Consider the following 18,370-nt stretch of genomic DNA (forward strand, 5'->3'; position numbering starts at 1 on the left):
TTTTGGGGGGGGGGGGGGCCGCGGCCCCGGGGGGGGGGGGGGGGCCCCGGCGGGTCAACCGCGGCCAACCCCAGGCAACGCACGGGGGCGCCCCCCCCCCCCCGGGGGGGGGCGCCGGCCTCTCCTTGCGCTGCACAGACGCGCTACGGGCGCGCCCTACGGCGCTCAGACCGTGGCGACGGCCTCGTCGAAGGTCAGGCGCGGGGAGCGCGGGAAGAAGGCGTCGGCGCCCGGCTTGCCGACGTTGATGATCAGGAAGGACTTCTGCGTGCCGTCGCCGAAGAACTCCTTGTCGACGCCGGTGAAGTCGAAGCCGGTCATCGGGCCGGCGGCCAGGCCGGCGGCGCGGATGCCCAGGATGAGGTAACCGGCCTGGAGGGTGGCGTTCTGGGTGCCGGCGACCTCGCGGACGGCGGCCTCGGCGAAGAAGGTGTCCTTGATGCCCGGGGCGTGCGGGAAGAGCTGGGGCAGCTTCTCGTGGAAGTCCAGGTCGACGGAGAGGACCAGGGTCAGCGGCGCGGTCAGCGTCTTCGGGCCGTTGGCGCCCATGGCGTGGTTGACCAGGCGCTGCCGGGCCTCCTCGGAACGGACCAGGGTTATCCGCAGCGGGGACTGGTTGAAGGCGGTCGGGGCGTACTTGACCAGGTCGTAAATGGCCTGGACCTGCTCGTCGGTGACCGGCTCGTCCGTGAACGTATTGGCGGTCTGGGCCTCGCGGAACAGGAGGTCCTGAGCGGCGGCGTCAAGGGCGAGAGACATAAGGGCACCTCGGTGAGTCGGCTGGGTATCAGGTTCTGCGAAAACTACTGTAAAGCGGGTACGTTAACTTTCAACTAAAACGCGATGGATTGTGAGCGGGTTCACATAAGAGGGCGTCGAGGTGGCACACTTCCCCCGCACGGCCCCGCCGCCCGCCCCCTCGGCGGCTACGCGTCCCCCGGCGACTCCGCCAGCGCCGCGTCCAGCCGGGCCCGCGCGCCCTCCAGCCAGTGACGGCAGACCTTCGCCAGCTCCTCGCCGCGCTCCCACAGCGCCAGCGACTCCTCGAGCGTCGTGCCGCCCGCCTCCAGGCTGCGGACGACCTCGATCAGCTCGTCCCGCGCCTGCTCATAACCGAGCACGGACGCCACCTGGGGCTCCGCCCCGGCCTCCGCGCCCCCTTCGGCGTCCGTCATGCCGTCCACCACGCCGTCCGTCGTCGCCGTCTTCGCCTTCGCCATGTCTTCCTCGTCTCCCACCCTATGAGTCCGTGTGCGCCGCGGCGGCGGCATCCGGGCCGCCGGCCACCCGCACCCTGAATTCGCCTCCGGCCACCCGGGCGCGCAATTCCTCGTCCGCGCCCACCTCTTGCGGCGAGCGCACCGCCGCCCCGCCCGCCTTCTGCAGCACCGCATAGCCGCGCTCCAGCGTCGCCTTGGGGGAGAGCGCGACCACCCGCGCCAGGGTGTGCGCCAGCTCCGAGTCGGCGCGGTCCAGCAGATGCCCCAGCGTCCGCCGCCCGCGCTCCAGCAGCGCGGTGATCTGCTCCTCGCGCTCCTCGACCATGCGCTGCGGCCGCTGCATCGACGGCCGGTGCAGCGCCGCCGCCAGCCCCCGCTCCTCCCGCTCCAGGAACCCGCCGACCGCGCGCAGCGCCCGCTCCCGCAGCTGCCGCACCCGGGCCAGCTCCTCGCCCACGTCCGGTACGACCTTCTTCGCCGCGTCCGTGGGCGTCGACGCCCGCAGATCGGCCACCAGATCCAGCAGCGGGGTGTCCGGCTCATGGCCGATCGCGGAGACGACGGGCGTCCGGGCCGCGCCCACCGCCCGCACCAGCTGCTCGTCGGAGAACGGCAGCAGGTCCTCCACGCTGCCGCCGCCGCGCGCCACGATGATCACGTCCACCTCGGGCAGCGCATCGAGCTCCTGCACCGCCTCGATCACCTTCGGCACCGCATGCACCCCCTGCACCGGCACATTGCGCACCTCGAAGCGGACGGCCGGCCAGCGGTGCCGGGCGTTCTCCAGGACGTCGCGTTCGGCGGCGCTGGCCCGGCCGCAGACCAGCCCGATCAGCTGCGGCAGGAACGGCAGCGGCTTCTTGCGGTCCGCCGCGAACAGCCCCTCCGCCGCCAGCGATTTCTTCAACTGCTCCAGCCGGGCGAGGAGTTCACCGACCCCGACGGGCCGGATCTCGGCGGCCCGCAGCGACAGCTGGCCGCGCGGGGCGTACCACTCCGGCTTGGCGTGCACCACCACCCGGGCGCCCTCGCTGATCACGTCGGCCACCTTGTCGAAGACCTGGCGGTAGCACGTCACGCTCAGCGAGATGTCGTACGAGGGATCGCGCAGCGTCAGGAACACCACCCCCGCGCCGGGCCGCCGCGAGAGCTGGGTGATCTGCCCCTCCACCCAGACGGCGCCGAGGCGGTCGACCCACCCCCCGATGAGCCGGGACACCTCGCCGACCGGGATCGGCGCTTCCGCAGACGTTGAGACAGCCATACGAGCGAGAGTAGCGGCGGCCACTGACAGTGCCGGCCCGGCGGCGGTCAGTCCCGCGCCCGCCGGGCCCGCGCCCGGCCCACGTACCGCGCCACCGGTACCACCAGCCCCACCGCCAGCCAGATGCCGCCCACCACCTGCGCCGTCGCCGACGCCTCCACGATCACCGCGACCACCACCGCCAGCCCCAGCAGCGGCACCACCACATGCCGCAGCACGCTCGGCACCCCGGCCCGCCCCCGTACCCGGAACCAGCCGATCACCGAGGCGTGCAGCAGCGCGAACGCGGTCAGCGCCCCGACGTTCACGATCGACGACAGCTGGTCGAGCCCGTCGTCCCGGCGCGCCGCCCACACCGCCGCCACCAGCGTCACCACCGCCGCGCCCAGCAGCGCCCGGCGCGGCACCCCGCTGCCCGCGTCCACCTTCGCCATCGCCCCCGGCAGCCGCCGGTCCCGCGCCATCGCGAACAGCAGCCGCCCCGCCGCGGCCTGCCCCGCCAGCGCCGCGAACGCCGCGCCGACGGCCTTGCTCACCGCCACCAGGTCGTGCAGCCACCCGCCGACCGCCGCATCGACCGTCGTGTAGAAGGCGGCGCCCTGCTCACCGGGCCTCGCCGCCAGCTCGCCCGCCGTCATCGGGGCCAGCAGCGCCGCCAGATACGTCTGCACGGCGAAGAGCACCCCGGCCACCACCAGGCAGGCGATCACCGCCCGCGCCACCCGCTCCGCCCCGCCGGCCGCCTCCTCCGCGAACGACGCGATCGCATCGAAGCCCAGGTAGGACAGCACCGCCACGGACACCGCCGACAGCACCGCCGTACCGGAGAAGCCGCCCTCCCCGGTGAGCGGCACCGTCCAGCCGCGCTGCGCACCGTGGACGGCCAGCGCCACCCCCGCCGCCACCACGAACACCGCCAGCACCGCGATCTCCAGTGCCAGCACCGCGAACCCGACGACGGCCGCGACCCGTACGCCCCACAGGTTCAGCAGCGTCGTGACGGCCACCGCGAGCGCCGTCCACACCCACGGGGACACCGACGGCACCAGCGCGTGCATCGCGATCCCGGAGAAGAGATACGCCACCGCCGGGATCAGCAGATAGTCCAGCATCGCCATCCACCCGGCGACGAACCCCGCCCCCTCACCCAGCCCCGCCCGGGCGTAGGTATAGACCGACCCGGCCCGCGGCGCGACCCGCACCATCAGGGCGTACGAATACGCCGTGAAGGCCATCGCGACCGTGGCCACCAGATAGACGAGCGCGATCGCGCCGTGCGACGTGGCCTGGAGGGTGCCGAAGATCCCCACCGGCGCCATCGGGGCGATGAACAGCAACCCGTAGACGACCAGATCCCGGAACGTCAGCGTCCGCCGCAGGCCCCCGCCCGCCGCCCCGGTGCTCCCGTCCGCTCCGTTCCCCGTGGTGAGGCCGATCGCACCCGGCATCCGTCCTCCTTCGTACGCCCTTGCCCAGTGTGGGCCCCCGGGGCGATCCGACGGCGGCGACGCACGCCCTACGATGGATCCCATGACTTCCTCGCCCCGCCGCAAAGTTCTGCTCGCCGCCCCCCGTGGCTACTGCGCGGGCGTGGACCGCGCCGTGATCGCCGTCGAGAAGGCCCTCGAGCAGTACGGCGCGCCCGTCTACGTACGCCACGAGATCGTGCACAACAAGTACGTCGTGAAGACCCTGGAGAAGAAGGGCGCGATCTTCGTCGACGAGACGGAGGAGGTGCCCGAGGGCAACATCGTCATCTTCTCCGCGCACGGCGTCGCCCCCGTCGTCCACGAAGAGGCCAAGCGCGGCAAGCTCGCCACCATCGACGCCACCTGCCCGCTGGTCACCAAGGTCCACAAGGAAGCCGTAAGGTTCGCCAACGAGGACTACGACATCCTCCTGATCGGCCACGAGGGCCACGAAGAGGTCATCGGCACCAGCGGCGAGGCGCCCGACCACATCACCCTGGTCGACGGCCCCGGCGACGTCGAGAACGTCGAGGTCCGCGACCCCGACAAGGTCGTCTGGCTCTCCCAGACCACCCTCTCCGTCGACGAGACCATGGAGACCGTCGACGCCCTCAAGGGCCGCTACCCCAACCTCCTCTCGCCGCCCAGCGACGACATCTGCTACGCCACCCAGAACCGCCAGATCGCGGTCAAGCAGATGGGCGCCGAGGCCGACCTCGTCATCGTCGTCGGCTCCAAGAACTCCTCGAACTCCGTCCGCCTGGTCGAGGTGGCGCTGGGCGCGGGCGCCCGCGACGCCCACCTGGTCGACTACGCCGAGGAGATCGACGAGGCCTGGCTCGAAGGCGTCGGCACGGTCGGCGTCACCTCCGGTGCCTCCGTCCCCGACGTCCTCGTCCACGGCGTCCTGGACTGGCTCGCCGCGCGCGGCTACGAGGACGTCGAGACCGTCACGGCCGCCGAGGAGTCCATCACCTTCTCGCTGCCCAAGGAGCTCCGCCGCGATCTGCGCGCCGAAGCCAGGGCGGCCACCGAAGGCTGAACGCGGGCCGGGATCCCGTAACGAATCCACCGGGTGCCGTCAGCCCGGGGATCCAGTAGGCCATTCAAGGGGTGAGCGGCCGCCCGGACGCCTAGCCTTTTCCCATGAGGGTCTTCGGTGTGGACATCGGCGGATCGGGCATCAAGGGTGCCCCGGTGGATCTCGACCGCGGCGATCTCGCCGACGAGCGCTACAAGGTACTGACCCCGCACCCGGCCACCCCGGAGGCGGTCGCGGACTGCGTCAAGCAGGTCGTGGACCACTTCGGCTGGTCGGGACCGGTCGGCGCCACCTTCCCGGGCGTGGTCACCGACGGCACGACCCGTACGGCCGCCAATGTCGACAAGGGCTGGATCGGCCTCGACGCCGCGGCCCTGCTCACCGGACGGCTGGGCGAGAGCACCCCCGTCACGCTGCTCAACGACGCGGACGCGGCCGGTCTGGCCGAGATGCAGTACGGCGCGGGCCGCGGCCGCACCGGCACGGTCATCCTGCTCACCCTCGGCACGGGCATCGGCAGCGCCGTCTTCACCGGCGGCCGGCTGGTCCCCAACACCGAGCTCGGCCACCTGGAGCTGCACGGCCACGACGCCGAGAAGCGCGCCTCGACCAAGGCCAAGGAGGACGCGGGACTGAGCTGGCAGCAGTGGGCGCACCGCCTGCGGAAATACCTCGCCCATGTGGAGATGCTGTTCTCGCCCGATCTGTTCGTGATCGGCGGCGGCGTCAGCCGCAAGGCGGAGAAATTCCTGCCGCTGATCGAGGGCATCAGGGCCGAGATCGTGCCTGCCCAGCTTCAGAACGATGCGGGGATCGTGGGCGCCGCGATGGCTGCCCATGCCTGTCGGGCTGCTGCGCCACCTCGCGCGGACGGTGCCCCGTCCCCCGCCCCACCGGCCCGATCGGTTGTGGACTCACCGGTCGGCTGGCCCGACGTTGCGCGATGATCATCGCCTTGCGGAACAGCGCCACCAGCGCGCAGATCAGGGTGCCGGCGTAGAGCCAGGGCGCATTCAGCGCGAGGATCGTGAAGATGCCCATCAGCAGCCCGCCGAACCCGTCCGGCCCGCGCTGGATCGGCAGCGCACCCAGCGCGAACGCGATCGGCAGGGCGACCGGCGCGGCGATCAGGTCGTACGGCCGTACCCACAGCGACGCGCACATGCTGACCAGCACGAAGAACACGCCGTACGGGGCCTGGGCGGAGCCGAACAGCAGCAGGTCCACAAACGCGAAGACGACCAGCGCGAGGGTGGCGAGCAGCCAGCAGCCGAGGCCGGTGAGCATGGGCCGCGGCATCCGGCGCAGCAGCTTGGCCAGCGGGGCGGGCGGTGGTGGCCGCCGTGGCCGGACGCGGTACACGGTCGCGGTCTCGCCACTGGGCGGCGCCGCGGCCTCCGCGGGCCGTGGCAGCCGGGCATCGGGCCCCGTAGCCGTGGCCCGGCCGCTTCGGGACGGACTGTGCTGGTACCTGCGCGCTTCGTGTTGCTCCACTCGCCAACGGTAGGCCGCGAAGTGGGATTAATCGCTCGCAGGACACGCGCTTTGGGCGAGGTGGGCGGTCTGTTCGGTGGACGCGCGGGACCTCCCGCTCCCGGGCCGGGCGGCCACCCGCCCGCCGGCCCGCGCCCCGCCCCGTAGACTGGTGGATCGGCCCTCCCGGGACCCGGTCCCGGAACGGCTGCCCACCCCATCACCTCTCCCTTGGGAAGTCGAGTCGCCACCGTGTCGCTCACGATCGGAATCGTCGGTCTGCCGAATGTCGGCAAGTCGACCATGTTCAATGCCCTGACCAAGAACGACGTGCTGGCGGCCAACTACCCGTTCGCCACCATCGAGCCGAACGTCGGCGTCGTCGGCGTCCCCGACCCCCGCCTGGCCAAGCTGGCCGGGATCTTCTCCTCCCAGAAGATCCTCCCGGCCACCGTCGACTTCGTCGACATCGCGGGCATCGTCCGCGGCGCCTCCGAGGGCGAGGGTCTGGGCAACAAGTTCCTCGCGAACATCCGCGAGTCCGATGCGATCTGCCAGGTCATCCGCGCCTTCAAGGACGAGAACGTCGTCCACGTCGACGGCAAGGTCTCGCCCAAGGACGACATCGAGACCATCAACACCGAGCTGATCCTGGCCGACCTCCAGACCATCGAGAAGGTCCTGCCGCGTCTCCAGAAGGAGTCCCGGATCAAGAAGGACGTGGCCCCGAAGGTCGCGGCGGTCGAGGCCGCCAAGGAGATCCTCGAGAAGGGCGACACCCTCTTCTCCCAGGGCATCGTCCAGGGCTCGGGCAAGGAGGAGCTCCTCCACGACCTCCACCTCCTCACCACCAAGCCCTTCCTCTACGTCTTCAACGTCGACGAGGACGAGCTGATCGACGAGGACTTCAAGAACGACCAGCGCGCACTGGTCGCCCCCGCCGAGGCGATCTTCCTCAACGCCAAGCTCGAGGCGGACCTCGCGGAGCTCGACGAGGAGGAGGCCCTCGAACTCCTCCAGTCCGTCGGTCAGGACGAGCCCGGCCTCGCCACCCTCGCCCACGTCGGCTTCAACACCCTTGGCCTGCAGACCTATCTGACGGCCGGCCCCAAGGAAACCCGCGCCTGGACCATCAAGAAGGGCGCCACCGCCCCCGAGGCCGCGGGCGTCATCCACACCGACTTCCAAAAGGGCTTCATCAAGGCCGAGGTCATCTCCTTCGCCGACCTGGTCGAAACCGGCTCGGTCGCCGAGGCCCGCGCGGCGGGCAAGGCCCGTATGGAAGGCAAGGAATATGTGATGCAGGACGGCGACGTGGTGGAGTTCCGCTTCAACGTCTAATACCTGCCCGGGCCTTATCCGACCGGTCCGGAAAGCAGCAGGTCAAGCGGGGTCGCGCCCTTCGGGGCGCGGCCCCGCTTGCGTTTTCGTCGTCCGAGTCGGCGGGCAAACGGGTGACCGCGCATCCGCCCCCGTGACCCGGCCGGGGGGAATTCTCGTTGCCCTCTCGGAGAGAGCAGCGAACGGGCCCCCGGTAAGCAGTGCCCTCAATGCCGCCTGAGGGAGTGTCATATGAGTCTTCGACGGCTTTGGGCGGGGCCTGGCGGCCCGCGCGGCGTGGCCGGTGCTTCCCTGCTCCATTTGGCCGCCGTGCGCTTGCGAAAGGCTGGCACCGTGCTCCGACACGGGCGCAAAGGGCGCGAAATGCCAGAATGCCCACTTTTAGTGTGTATATGCTCACATTAAGTAGTCGTCAGGGCTCCATGCACATGTAATGAAGGGTCAACGGTTCCATGCGCAAAATTCAGCAACTCGCGGTCGTCGTCGCAGCGGTCGCCGGTCTGTCCAACCTCGGTGCCGGCGTCGGCTTCGCCGACGCTCCCGAGCTCCAGGGTGGCTCGTTCCATGGTCCGCAGGCCACTGCATGGGCGACTTCGCAGTCCGCTGCGGGAGCCACTGCGACGGGCGGCTCCCCGTACTCCCCGCACGCCGCCGCGCCGCAGGCGATCGCCCCGCAGCCGGCCCCCCAGCCGGCCCCGCAGGCGTACGCTCCGCAGCCGGCTCCCCAGCCCGCTCCGCAGATCATCGCCCCGCAGCCGGCCCCGCAGCCCGCGCCGCAGGCGATCGCCCCGCAGCCGGCTCCCCAGCCCGCCCCGCAGGCCATCGCCCCGCAGCCCGCGCCGCAGTCGTACGGGGAGAAGCACGAAAAGCACGTCGACCTCCGCCAGAACACCTCCTGCAGGTCGCACGACCTGAACGTCAACATCCTCGGCACGGTCGGGATCCTCAACGGCGCGCTGGGCAACGCGATCAACGGCGAGGGCCACCCGGGCAAGCAGGGCACCCGCCAGGGCTCGAGCATGGGCTGCAACAACACCGCTGCCCACAAGTAACGGACAGGGGTCCCGGTGCCGTGGCCACAGGCCCGGCGCCGGGACCCGTTTTTCGACGTTCGTCAGGGCCCGGGCGCGGACCGTTCGCGGTGCACGGCGCCCGGGCATCGATCACAAAGGAACGCACCACATGTTCAGTCGGAAGAAGATCGCAGCCGTCTCGGGGCTCCTGGGCGGCCTCGCCATGACCTGCGCCGGCGTCACCCAGGCGTACGCCGGAGGGTCCGTGAGCGACTGCGCCCGCTCCGCCCTCGGTAACCGCGTCTGCATCCACAAGGGCCAGCACGTCTACAAGAGCAAGAACGGCAGCTACGTCATCAAGCAGTCGAAGGACTGCACGACGATCTCCCGGCAGCGCCTGCTCTGGCCCGAAGACGCCCTGCTGAACGGTGCGCGTCAGAGTACGAAGATCGGGCCCGCCGTGAGCTGTTCCAACAGGGTGCACCTGCCCAAGCACTTCAAGCTCCCCCACATCGGGTTCTGAGCCTCATTCGCCAACCGGTCGGACCGCGCTGATCCCGAGCCCGGCGCCACCGCCCCAAGAGGACGCGGACCGACCCGCGCACCGGCGGTCGTGCGGGTAACCACTCCTCCGCGATCCCACGTTCCCGGCCGGCGCGCGCCGCCCTCGGCACCGCTGGGGCGCAATGCGGCATGAGCGGGGATTCCATGGCTCCTGATCGCAGCCGGCCGAGGGGCGGGCCGGCGTCGAGCGGAGATTCCCGCCGATGGTGACCGGAGACCGGACAGGCCGCGCGGGCGATCCCCGGGCGGCCCTTTCGCATGTGGATCCCGGCGCGCTGGTCGACGCCGGTGAAGCCGTACGCCATGGCGTACGGCTCGCTTTAGATCGGCGACGGATTCACCGCGGTCGACGCCAAATGTCCACGGAGTCCCCGCAGTTCACGCCGGCGACCGGCAATCCAGAACCGCCGTCAACCGCCGCCCGCCCTCCACCGTCCAGGGAAGGGGCATCCGCCGGTCGGCGGGCCCCGCCGGCCGGCGAGGCATACGAGTAGCCCTCAACCAGATTGCGGTCAAGGGCTGTTGGTGAGAGCACCGCGCCTGCCGGCCGTCCACGGACGACATCTCCTGCCGGATTGGCGTGCCCTCGCCGACGGCGCGCCATACGTGCGCCGGCCTGCCCACATGCTGCGGGGCGACGGCGGAGAGCCTCGCCGTCGCCCCAGAGGTGGCAGATTCCCCGGTGCCGGGACCGCCGGACCGGGGCCGGGCCTCCAGGCGCTGACCGAGCCTCCCCGAGAGGCTGTTCAGCGGCCTTTCGGCCCGACTGCGGATCGGGCGGACGCCCGCGACCGGAATCTGCCGGAGGGCAGAAGAATGGGCCACGGTGCCGGGCCGGTGGCTCGGACACCGTGACCCATTTCCGTCACTTGTCGAAGGCGCTGTTGTTGCAGCCCATGCTCGAGCCCATCTTGGTGGACTGCGCACCCGGGGAGCCCTCGCCGCCGAGCAGGTTGCCGCCCAGGCCGTTCGCGATCCCGACCTCGCCGAGGATATCGACGTTCACGTCATGCGATCTGCACGAGCTGCCCTGCTTGATGTCGAAGGTGTCTCCCTTCCCGCCGTCGGCGTGAGCGGTGCCGGCACCGAGGAGGGCGACGCTGCCGAGGGCGGCGATCACGACGGCAGCCTTGCGAAGCTTGCGCATTTCATCTCCGGTAGATCGAGCGGATGCGATCAGTAACTGATCGGCTTCGTTCAGTCACCAAAGGGTAATGCGAAATATCCTGCAATAACACGGCGACGCGCCGAATTCCCCTGACGTTCCGAACTCGAACCGCTGTCGGCTCCGAAATACCCTGCACCTTGGGCGAGTCGGGGATTCGACCGGCCGCAACGGGATCGGGCGCCCCGCTCCAACACCCTTACCGGGTCCGGCGAAAGCCGCGGTCTTCGTCGATGCTCACCTCGTGGTCTTCCCCTCTGGCGGGCGCGGAATCGTCTTGGCGTGAGAACTTTGGCGGCCCGTCGCGTATCGCCTCGGTATCTGCGCCATTCCATATCTTGCCGACGAGAACACGGCGCGCTGCGGGCAACGGCGGTAGCAGGTAAGACATTTCAGCGACCGGGCCGCCGCTGCGCCATGTCTCTGCCACCCGGCTTCGGTGCCGGAATCGGGGTCGCGAGGAAGGTGAAAAAGGTCCCGGCACCGAGCCGTGAGCTCGGTGCCGGGACTCATTCCGGCGCTCTAGGTGCCGGTCGGCGCTCAGAAAGCGCTGTTGTTGCAGCCCATGGACGAGCCCATCGTGGTGGACTGCGCACCCGGGGAGCCCTCGCCGCCGAGCAGGTTGCCCAGCAGGCCGTTCGCGATCCCGACCTCGCCGAGGACATCGACGTTCGTGTCGTGCGACCGACACGAGCTGCCCTGCTTGATGTTGAAGTTTCCGTCCTTGCCGCCGCCGTACTTGCCGCCCTCTGCGTGGGCGGTGCCGGCGCCGAGGAGGCCGACGCTGCCGAGGACGGCAGCCACGACGGCAGCCTTGCGAAGCTTGCGCATTTCATCTCCGGTGGATTGAGCGGATGCGATCTGTGACCGATCGACTTCCTTCAGTTACAGGAGGTTAATAGGAAATATCGGACAACTCGCTCAGCGACGCGCCGAATTCCGCGACCGTCGCGCGCGAGGTGCCGCCCGCACCCCGCCTGCACCGCACGGAACGGGCCCTTCGGGGGATCGTCCTCGAAGAGCCCGTTCATGTGCGCTGCGCGTGCTCGCCCAGCGGTCTTACCTGGCGTGGGCGAAGGCGTTGGCCTGGGAGTTGGTCTGGCTGTTGGCCTGGGTGCACGTGGTGCCCCGGGTCTCGGCGGCCGCCAGCAGCGCGATCGGGAGGTTGGCGTCCAGCAGGTTCTGCGGACTGCACTCCTGGTACGGGCGGAAGAGGTTGTTCTGATCCTGCAGGGCGCCGCCCAGCGGGGATGCCTGCGGAGCGGCCTGCGGGGCCGCCTGCGGCGAGATCTGCGGGGAGAGTTGCGGGTTGAGCTGGGGGTTGAGCTGCGGGTTGACCTGTGGGGCGGTGGCCTGCGGGGCGGCGCCCTGCTGCTGCGGACGGGCCTGGGAGCCGGAGGCGTGCGAAGTGGCCTGCGAAGCGGACCAGGCAGTGGTCTGTGGGGTGTCCGGCTGCGGAGCAGCGGGCGGGGTGGCGCCGCTGTATCCGACGGGAGCGTCAGCATTGCCGACGCCGGCACCGATGGCGGACAGGCCGCCTGCCGCCGCGAAGACGAGCGCGACCTGGTGAAGCTTGCGCATGGAACCCTCGGCCCTTCATTACCTGTGCATGGAAATCTGAATTACTTATTTGCAGTTTTGTCTGCGCTGACAGTGGCAATCCCGGGGTTCACGCCCTGAGTACCCCGTGCCGGACCACGGCGGAAGCCTCCGACAGGACCACGACGGCATTCACTGCGCCGCCCGCCAACGCCCCCGAAGTCAACGGCGGATCCCATCGCCTCTCCTCCGATTCGCGTCGGGCAGCATTGCCGGCGTCGCCGCCGCGGGCCGCCCCGGCGCCAGGAGGAGGATTTTCCCCGGTAGCACCCGAAGGGTCCCTTCACTGTTCTCTCCCAGCGGGCAACGAGATTTCCCCCGCTCCGGTCACGGGAGCCCCGGCGCCGTCACCCATTTGCCCACTGTCGTAAATCATTTGGGGTGTTGGGAGCCCCGCCTTTGTGGCGGGAGTGATGCGGCCCGGGCACTCCGCGGCTTCCGCTATCCGCGCCTGGATGACTTCCGTATTTTGTGACCGGTCGCGCGGCTTCATCACCATGTGGGGTGAAGCGGAACGGCCTTGATGACATATCAGGTCCGGCCCGGTCGGCGGCATTCGGTGAGGTCGCCGGTGAAGCCGTGCACCGGAGCGGGATGACCGTTTGGGGGAACACCGCACTGGGGGCGAGCCGGCCGCGGGCCTCCTGCACTCCGGACGCCAGAACGCATCGCCGGTAAGGCAGTTCACCGTTGATCGCCGCGCGGCGCCTCCGCCGTCCATGCGCCGGCCGGAGGCAGTCATGAACCCGCGGTGGCCGAGGCCGGGCCGGGGTGATCCGGGAAGGCGCATGAGTGTGGGGCCCGATCGCTACCGGGCCCCACACTCATGCATGACGTAGCGGCAGCCTCAACCGGCCGTCGCTACCTGCGTTCAGCCGCGGCCGGAGGCGCGGCGGCCCCGGCGGTAGAGCAGAACGCCGCCGAGCATCAGCCCGGCGCTGGCCGCACTCGCCAGGCCGAGCTTTTCCGCGGCACCGGTCTTCGCCAGCTCGGGGCGGACGGGCGCCGCGATGTGGTGGTGCGGGTGGTGCCCCATCGCGGGGGTGACGACCGGAGCCGCCGGGTGGTGACCCGGAGCGGCCGGCGGACGGTGCTGAGTCGACGGCTTGTCGTGGTGCTGCTGCGGCTTGTGGTGCATCTGCGAGTGGTGGCGTCGGTGGCCATGCCGCTCGATGTTGGCGCAGTCGTTGCCGAAGGCACCATCGAGAACTCCGAGAACGCTCGCGGTGTTGCCGCACACGTTCACCGGCGCATGCACCGGAAGCTGCACGAGGTTCCCGGACAGGACTCCGGGGGACCCCTTGGCCACACCCTCGGCACGGGCCCCGCCGCCGTGGCCGTGGTGCTTGTCGATGTTGGCGCAGGTGTTGTGGAGGGCGGGGCTGAGCACCCCGACGAAGTGGACCGCGTTGCCGCAGACATTGACCGGGATGTGGATGGGTGCCTGGACCACGTTCCCGGACAGGACGCCGGGAGAGCCGACGGCAGCGCCCCGGGCGCCACTGTCGGCGAGGGTCGTGCCCGCGCTCGCGAGCAGCAGGCCGCCGGCAGCGGCCGAAGCGGCGATGACCTTCTTGATCACGTTTCTCCTTCGTGGCAGTGCGGTCACGCCCGCGGACCGCGCAAGACTCAACGAGACCGAAATGGCTAGGCCACGAATCCGTCATTTCGATCACTCTTTCAGCCTGGTCTATACACCCGATCGGCCGAGGAGAGACATCAATTCCGATTGAATGAAGAGGATTTCAGCAGTGATCATTTCCAGGTCGGTTCATTCCAGGCGGGATTGAGGGCGAGCGCGGCCTTGCCGGTCCGGCTGCCGGCGACCCGCAGTGGAATACAAGCGGCGGGTCGGGAAATGCGATCACCGGTCACCGGTCGCATCCGGGGGCCGCTCGTCGAGTCGGAGCCGACGGGGGAACAGCGGCCGTCCCGTGCGGCGTTGGGGGCCCTCCGGCAGCCCGGAAGGCTGCCGGACGGCGTTGCCACCGGCCGGGCGGAGACGGCAGCCACCCCGTGCCACGGGCCCGTCCGTCCTCGCGGGCGCGCCGCGGCCGGTGCCCCGGCGCGATCGGATGGTCAGCGGGGGAGATCGATCAGCGGCAGCTGGCCGACGTGCAGCGGGCCAAGCGTGGAGTTTGCCTTCAGGGGGATGCCGAGGACGCCGCCGAGGGGGTCCGGGGCGGGAGGGCCGGCGTGGGCGGGGATCGAGAGGGTCCCGGCGAGAGCGAGTGCTCCCAAAAGGGTGGCGAATACACGGCGCATAGCGGCTCCTGCTTCATTCGCGTGGGTGGCGTGTTCGTGGTGCTTGCGCAGGTCACCCTTCCACCCGGGCGAGGCGGGTTCCGGCGCCCACGCCAAGCGGTCACCTGAACGCACGACGGCGGCAAAAGCGCACGAGGCGCGGCTTTGTCCGAAGCCTCGTTGCAGGAGGTCAATTCGGCTCTGCGGGTGGATATCCCGGCACTGGGACGGGCGGCCGCCTTCCGTTGCGACGTACTCAAGACGGCTTTCTCCTCCCTCGGTTGGTCCATGTGGTGGAAGCCGATCCGCTGGGATTCATCGCAAACTCTCCCGGCCGGACTGATACAACTGCGGTGCCGTTATGGCGGATCGGGCCGGGACGGTTCGCATCGGGGCGCATCGCATTGCCTGACGAGCGACAGTCCCTTCGGCTGATTGATCGGATCATATGGACACTCGGAACGCCCTCGACCTCGGCCGCCTCCCTCGCAGGCGGAGCGTCAACTCCCCGAGCGGTAGCGGTGATCGGTGAAGAACCGACTCGCCGACACCGGCAGCCGGATAATCCGCACGGTGGCAAATGGGTGACGGCGCCCGGGTTCCCGTGACCGGAACAGGGGAAATCTCGTTGCCCGCTGGGAGAGAGCAGCGAATGGGCCCGTGGGCCGCCACCGGAATTGCTCCTCTCCGGTGCCGGGGCGGCCCTCGGCGGTCACGCCGGCAATGTTGTCCGACGCGAATCGGAGGAGAGGCGATGGGATCCGCCGTTGACTTCGGGGGCGTGGGAGGGCGGGCCGGTGGGTTTCGTCGTGGGCCTGCGGGAGGCTTTCACCGTGGTTCGGCACGGGGTGCGCGGGGCGTGAAACTCCGGCATTGCCACTGTTAGCGCGCGCAAGACTGCAATAAGTAATTCAGATTTCCATGTACAGGTAATGAAGGGCCGAGGGTTCCATGCGCAAGCTTCACCAGGCCATGCTCGTCGTCGCGGCGGCCGGTGGTCTGTCCGCCATCGGTGCCGGCGTCAGTCATGCCGACGCTCCCGTCGGATACAACGGCGCCGCCCCGCCCGCTGCTCCGCAGCAGGTCGCTCCCCAGCCGGTTGCCGCCCCCGCTCCGGCCCCGCAGCCGGCCTACGCCCCGGCGCCGGCTCCCGCTCCGCAGCCGGTCTACGCGCCGCAGCCGGCCCCGGCCCCGCAGCCGGCCTACGCTCCGGCGCCGGCTCCGCAGCCGGTCTACGCGCCGCAGCCGGCCCCGGCCCCGCAACAGGCGGCCCCGCAGCAGGCCTACGCCCCGGCCCCCGCGCCGCAGCCGGCCGCCGCTCCGGCCCCGGCCCCGCAGCAAGCGGCTCCGCAGGCCGCCCCGCAGGCCCCCGCGCCGCAGGCTGCCGCTCCCCAGCAGTCCGGCCCGACGACCACGGCATGGGCCTCGTCGCAGGGCGCCGCGCACGCGTCCGCCTCGCACGGCGATTCGCAGCAGCAGGCCGCTCCGCATCAGGCGGCCCCGCAGCAGGCCCCGGCCCCGCAGCAGGCCTACGTCCCGCAGCCGACGTCTCAGGTCGTCCCCCAGGTGGCCCCGCAGGCGGCCCCGGAGGTCACCCCGAGGGTCGCCCCGGAGGTCGTCGTCCCGCAGGTCGTCCAGCCGCAGTCGGTTCCGCAGGCCGCTCCGCAGGTCAACCCGCAGGTGAATCCTCAGGTGAACCCGCTGGTCAACCCGCTGGTCGCGCCGGGCGTCCCCCAGGTTCCGCAGGTCTCCCCGGTCGGTCTCGGGCGGCTCGCGGCGGCTCCGCTGGGGCAGGTCGAGCTGCCTCGACTTTCCTCCTGACGTTCCAGGGCGGTCAGGGTCCCGGCTCCCGGAGTGCCGCAACGGCGGACGGGAGCCGCCTCTGGCCGCCATCGAAGGTCAGGCGGAGCAGGCGCGAGCCGCCTCGGCCGGCCCGCTCCAGGCCTCTCGTCACCGTAAGAACTCGATCTCCTGCAGATCGCATCAGCTCAATCAACGGAGAAGAAATGCGCAAGCTTCAGAAGGCTGCCGTCCTGGGCGCCATCCTCGGCAGCGTCGGCTCCCTCGGGGCCGGTACCGCCTTCGCCCACGGCGAGGCGGGCGCCCACGACATCGTCAGCTCGCAGAACACCTCGTGCCGGACACACGACATGAACATTGACGTCCTCGGGGATGTCGGCGCCGTCAACGGCCTGCTCGGCAACGCGCTCAACGGCGAGGGCTCCCCGGGTTCGCAGCCCACCCGCATGGGTTCGAGTCTGGGTTGCAACAACGCGGCTCACTGAGCGCCGCGCCTCGTACGGGCATCGAGGGGCCCGACGTCCGAGCCGCACGGCCGGCGCCGGGGCCCGCTCGGTCGGCGCCGTTCGCGCGTCCGGGCGCCGTCGAAGGGCATGAATGAGCCCCGGAGCCAGGCCAGTGGCCAGGGCGCCGGGGCTCATTTTCCTTACTTGCCGCCGCCGCCGCTGCCGACGCTCGTGTTACAGCCCATGCTCGAGCCGATCGGCGTCTGCTGCGAGCCCGCGGCCCCCTCGCCGTTGAGCAGGTTGGCCGCCACGCCGTTGAGGACTCCGACCTCGCCGAGGACGTCAACGTTCAGGTCGTGCGACCGGCACGAGTTGCCCTGCTTGACGTTCCACGACTGGCCGCCCTTCTCGCCGCTGTACTTGCCGCCGTCGGCGGAGGCGGTGCCGGCGCCGAGGAGGCCGACGGTGCCCAGGACGGCTACCACAACGGCAGCCTTGCGAAGCTTGCGCATTTCATCTCCGGTAGATTGAGCGGATTCGATCTGTGAGCGATCGACTTCGTACAGCTACAGGAGACTAATAGGAAATATCGGGCAATAGCTCAGCGACGCGCAGAGTCTCGTGACGGTCGCGATCGGGCACTGGTCCGGCCGGTCCCGTCGGTCCCGCCGGTATGCCGTGATCGCCTGCGCGTCGCGTGGCCGGTCGGCCCGTCAGGCGGTGCGCCGGAGCCGGGGGAAGGACGAGGCCGCGGCGAGGAACAGCCAGGCGGTGATGATGAAGGGCCAGCTGAGGGTGCGTCCGCCGAACGGTGCGAAGAAGGAGTTCAGGGCGGCCGTCAGCACCGTCGTGACGGCGACGGCCACCAGCGTGTAGAGCGCGGTCGCCGTCGTCCTGGCCAGGAAGAGGGTGCCCAGGGCGATGGCCACGAGGACCGCGTTGTAGCCGTAGACGCCCGTGGCGAGCGCCGCCGGCGGGACGCCCAGGGCCCAGGACAGGGCCACCGCGACGGCGCTCCCCAGGGCGGCGGCCAGCCCGTGGCGGACACCGCCGACGAAGAGCCCCACCAGCATGATCGCGCCGACGTACCAGTGCGCCGAGAGGCCGACCTGGGAGATGTTGGCGAAGAACCCGTGCCACAGGTCGGTCCAGGTGTACTTGACGCCGGGGACGGCGGCGATCGGCAGAGCCGCGACGCCCCCGCCGGGCCAGACCCGGGTGAAGGCCGGGGCCGCCGTCAGCGCCACCCCGACGACCACACAGAACGGCGAGGTCAGCACCGGCAGCCGCCAGGGCGAAAGAATGGCGGTCAGCGCCGAGTAGGCCAGTACGCAGACGACGGCGCCGCCGATGGTCAGCGCGTACGTCGAGGGGTGGGGGCCCAGAAAGATGTACAGGGCGATGCCGGTCAGGCAGCCGCTGAAGCCCTGCGTTCCCAGGTCGATGGTGCGTCGGTCGACACCCATGGCGTACGCGGTCGCGGTGGAGACCGCGGCGCCCACCAGCCCGAGGAGGCCCGCCTGCCAGCTGCCCACGAAGAGCGCCAGCATGAACAGGACGCCGGTCCAGACGTTCGTCAGCAGGCTGAACTGGCCGAAGCTGCGGACCAGCTGAGCCGTGAGACGGACCGGGCCGGAGCGCGCCGGGGCCTCCGTGGGGGTGTCGGCCTCGGCCGGCTTCCAGGTGTCGGGAGTGAGCACAGTGCCTCCTAGGCGGTCCGGGTGCGCTGC

18 protein-coding genes and 1 pseudogene are annotated in these 18,370 nt (G+C 70.7%); 7 read left to right on the forward strand and 12 right to left on the reverse strand.

Annotated elements, in window-relative coordinates; translation table 11 throughout:
• Nucleotides 1–165: 165 nt before the first annotated feature.
• The 4 genes from ACIRPT_RS39540 to ACIRPT_RS39555 form a co-directional block, all read right to left on the reverse strand.
• Nucleotides 166–759: a malonic semialdehyde reductase gene (locus ACIRPT_RS39540; protein WP_403836525.1), complete on the reverse strand. Its 594-nt coding sequence runs from the start codon at nt 757–759 to the stop codon at nt 166–168.
• A 167-nt stretch (nt 760–926) separates the two neighbouring features.
• Entirely contained in the window at nt 927–1,175 is a 249-nt protein-coding gene (locus ACIRPT_RS39545) for an exodeoxyribonuclease VII small subunit (RefSeq protein WP_403836598.1), read from the reverse strand.
• 64 nt (nt 1,176–1,239) lie between these two features.
• Nucleotides 1,240–2,484 (reverse strand): exodeoxyribonuclease VII large subunit, encoded by a 1,245-nt coding sequence (gene xseA, locus ACIRPT_RS39550; protein WP_403500868.1) that lies wholly within the window; start codon nt 2,482–2,484, stop codon nt 1,240–1,242.
• Nucleotides 2,485–2,531: 47 nt separating this feature from the next.
• A complete protein-coding gene (locus ACIRPT_RS39555; RefSeq protein WP_403836527.1) occupies nt 2,532–3,932 on the reverse strand; it encodes an APC family permease in 1,401 nt (466 codons plus the stop codon).
• Between the two features lie 73 nt (nt 3,933–4,005).
• Here ACIRPT_RS39555 and ACIRPT_RS39560 point away from each other — a divergent pair, with 73 nt between their 5' ends.
• Together ACIRPT_RS39560 and ppgK are read left to right on the forward strand one after the other, a co-directional pair.
• On the forward strand, nt 4,006–4,995 hold the full coding sequence (locus tag ACIRPT_RS39560; protein ID WP_403836529.1) for a 4-hydroxy-3-methylbut-2-enyl diphosphate reductase: 990 nt from the start codon (nt 4,006–4,008) through the stop codon (nt 4,993–4,995).
• A gap of 104 nt (nt 4,996–5,099) precedes the next feature.
• On the forward strand, nt 5,100–5,942 hold the full coding sequence (ppgK, locus tag ACIRPT_RS39565) for a polyphosphate--glucose phosphotransferase (protein WP_403836531.1): 843 nt from the start codon (nt 5,100–5,102) through the stop codon (nt 5,940–5,942).
• Nucleotides 5,943–6,003: 61 nt separating this feature from the next.
• Here the strand turns inward: ppgK and ACIRPT_RS39570 are convergent.
• Nucleotides 6,004–6,294: pseudogene (locus ACIRPT_RS39570) on the reverse strand (DUF6542 domain-containing protein); the annotation flags it as partial.
• A 426-nt stretch (nt 6,295–6,720) separates the two neighbouring features.
• Here ACIRPT_RS39570 and ychF point away from each other — a divergent pair.
• The 3 genes from ychF to ACIRPT_RS39585 all read left to right on the forward strand — a co-directional run bounded on the left by ychF (nt 6,721) and on the right by ACIRPT_RS39585 (nt 9,345).
• On the forward strand, nt 6,721–7,809 hold the full coding sequence (gene ychF / locus ACIRPT_RS39575) for a redox-regulated ATPase YchF (protein WP_403836533.1): 1,089 nt from the start codon (nt 6,721–6,723) through the stop codon (nt 7,807–7,809).
• A gap of 452 nt (nt 7,810–8,261) precedes the next feature.
• On the forward strand, nt 8,262–8,861 hold the full coding sequence (locus ACIRPT_RS39580; protein WP_403836535.1) for a hypothetical protein: 600 nt from the start codon (nt 8,262–8,264) through the stop codon (nt 8,859–8,861).
• A 130-nt stretch (nt 8,862–8,991) separates the two neighbouring features.
• Nucleotides 8,992–9,345, forward strand: coding sequence for a hypothetical protein (locus ACIRPT_RS39585; protein WP_403836537.1), 354 nt, complete (start codon nt 8,992–8,994; stop codon nt 9,343–9,345).
• Nucleotides 9,346–10,251: 906 nt separating this feature from the next.
• Here ACIRPT_RS39585 and ACIRPT_RS39590 read toward each other — a convergent pair.
• From ACIRPT_RS39590 to ACIRPT_RS39610, 5 genes are all read right to left on the reverse strand, one after another.
• On the reverse strand, nt 10,252–10,533 hold the full coding sequence (locus ACIRPT_RS39590) for a hypothetical protein (protein WP_403500913.1): 282 nt from the start codon (nt 10,531–10,533) through the stop codon (nt 10,252–10,254).
• Between the two features lie 558 nt (nt 10,534–11,091).
• Nucleotides 11,092–11,382: a hypothetical protein gene (locus ACIRPT_RS39595; protein WP_403836539.1), complete on the reverse strand. Its 291-nt coding sequence runs from the start codon at nt 11,380–11,382 to the stop codon at nt 11,092–11,094.
• A 228-nt stretch (nt 11,383–11,610) separates the two neighbouring features.
• Complete coding sequence (locus ACIRPT_RS39600) at nt 11,611–12,132, reverse strand: hypothetical protein (protein ID WP_403836541.1); 522 nt, start codon at nt 12,130–12,132, stop codon at nt 11,611–11,613.
• An 889-nt stretch (nt 12,133–13,021) separates the two neighbouring features.
• A complete protein-coding gene (locus tag ACIRPT_RS39605) occupies nt 13,022–13,732 on the reverse strand; it encodes a chaplin (protein WP_403836543.1) in 711 nt (236 codons plus the stop codon).
• A gap of 497 nt (nt 13,733–14,229) precedes the next feature.
• Nucleotides 14,230–14,415, reverse strand: a complete 186-nt coding sequence (locus ACIRPT_RS39610) for a hypothetical protein (protein WP_403836545.1) — start codon at nt 14,413–14,415, stop codon at nt 14,230–14,232.
• 930 nt (nt 14,416–15,345) lie between these two features.
• Here ACIRPT_RS39610 and ACIRPT_RS39615 point away from each other — a divergent pair.
• Nucleotides 15,346–16,215, forward strand: a complete 870-nt coding sequence (locus tag ACIRPT_RS39615) for a hypothetical protein (RefSeq protein ID WP_403836547.1) — start codon at nt 15,346–15,348, stop codon at nt 16,213–16,215.
• 185 nt (nt 16,216–16,400) lie between these two features.
• Nucleotides 16,401–16,679: a hypothetical protein gene (locus ACIRPT_RS39620; RefSeq protein WP_403500929.1), complete on the forward strand. Its 279-nt coding sequence runs from the start codon at nt 16,401–16,403 to the stop codon at nt 16,677–16,679.
• Between the two features lie 161 nt (nt 16,680–16,840).
• Here the strand turns inward: ACIRPT_RS39620 and ACIRPT_RS39625 are convergent, their stop codons facing one another.
• Together ACIRPT_RS39625 and ACIRPT_RS39630 are read right to left on the reverse strand one after the other, a co-directional pair.
• Entirely contained in the window at nt 16,841–17,152 is a 312-nt protein-coding gene (locus tag ACIRPT_RS39625) for a hypothetical protein (protein WP_403836549.1), read from the reverse strand.
• A 201-nt stretch (nt 17,153–17,353) separates the two neighbouring features.
• The gene (locus tag ACIRPT_RS39630) at nt 17,354–18,340 is read right to left on the reverse strand and encodes an urea transporter (protein WP_403836551.1); all 987 of its coding nucleotides are present in this window, start codon (nt 18,338–18,340) and stop codon (nt 17,354–17,356) included.
• Between the last annotated feature and the right edge of the window lie 30 nt (nt 18,341–18,370).

The organism is Streptomyces sp. NPDC101227 (assembly GCF_044767545.1).
Taxonomy (GTDB): Bacteria; Actinomycetota; Actinomycetes; order Streptomycetales; family Streptomycetaceae; genus Streptomyces.

Bases quoted from the DNA above. Each gene is read 5' to 3' on its own strand.
- ACIRPT_RS39580 (WP_403836535.1), top strand. From the start codon at position 8,262: ATGCGCAAAATTCAGCAACTCGCGGTCGTCGTCGCAGCGGTCGCCGGT.
- ACIRPT_RS39545 (WP_403836598.1), bottom strand. From the start codon at position 1,175: ATGACGGACGCCGAAGGGGGCGCGGAGGCCGGGGCGGAGCCCCAGGTG.
- ACIRPT_RS39590 (WP_403500913.1), bottom strand. From the start codon at position 10,533: ATGCGCAAGCTTCGCAAGGCTGCCGTCGTGATCGCCGCCCTCGGCAGC.
- ACIRPT_RS39595 (WP_403836539.1), bottom strand. From the start codon at position 11,382: ATGCGCAAGCTTCGCAAGGCTGCCGTCGTGGCTGCCGTCCTCGGCAGC.
- ACIRPT_RS39540 (WP_403836525.1), bottom strand. From the start codon at position 759: ATGTCTCTCGCCCTTGACGCCGCCGCTCAGGACCTCCTGTTCCGCGAG.
- ACIRPT_RS39555 (WP_403836527.1), bottom strand. From the start codon at position 3,932: ATGCCGGGTGCGATCGGCCTCACCACGGGGAACGGAGCGGACGGGAGC.
- ACIRPT_RS39620 (WP_403500929.1), top strand. From the start codon at position 16,401: ATGCGCAAGCTTCAGAAGGCTGCCGTCCTGGGCGCCATCCTCGGCAGC.
- ACIRPT_RS39560 (WP_403836529.1), top strand. From the start codon at position 4,006: ATGGATCCCATGACTTCCTCGCCCCGCCGCAAAGTTCTGCTCGCCGCC.
- ACIRPT_RS39615 (WP_403836547.1), top strand. From the start codon at position 15,346: ATGCGCAAGCTTCACCAGGCCATGCTCGTCGTCGCGGCGGCCGGTGGT.
- xseA (WP_403500868.1), bottom strand. From the start codon at position 2,484: ATGGCTGTCTCAACGTCTGCGGAAGCGCCGATCCCGGTCGGCGAGGTG.
- ppgK (WP_403836531.1), top strand. From the start codon at position 5,100: ATGAGGGTCTTCGGTGTGGACATCGGCGGATCGGGCATCAAGGGTGCC.
- ACIRPT_RS39625 (WP_403836549.1), bottom strand. From the start codon at position 17,152: ATGCGCAAGCTTCGCAAGGCTGCCGTTGTGGTAGCCGTCCTGGGCACC.
- ACIRPT_RS39610 (WP_403836545.1), bottom strand. From the start codon at position 14,415: ATGCGCCGTGTATTCGCCACCCTTTTGGGAGCACTCGCTCTCGCCGGG.
- ACIRPT_RS39585 (WP_403836537.1), top strand. From the start codon at position 8,992: ATGTTCAGTCGGAAGAAGATCGCAGCCGTCTCGGGGCTCCTGGGCGGC.
- ACIRPT_RS39600 (WP_403836541.1), bottom strand. From the start codon at position 12,132: ATGCGCAAGCTTCACCAGGTCGCGCTCGTCTTCGCGGCGGCAGGCGGC.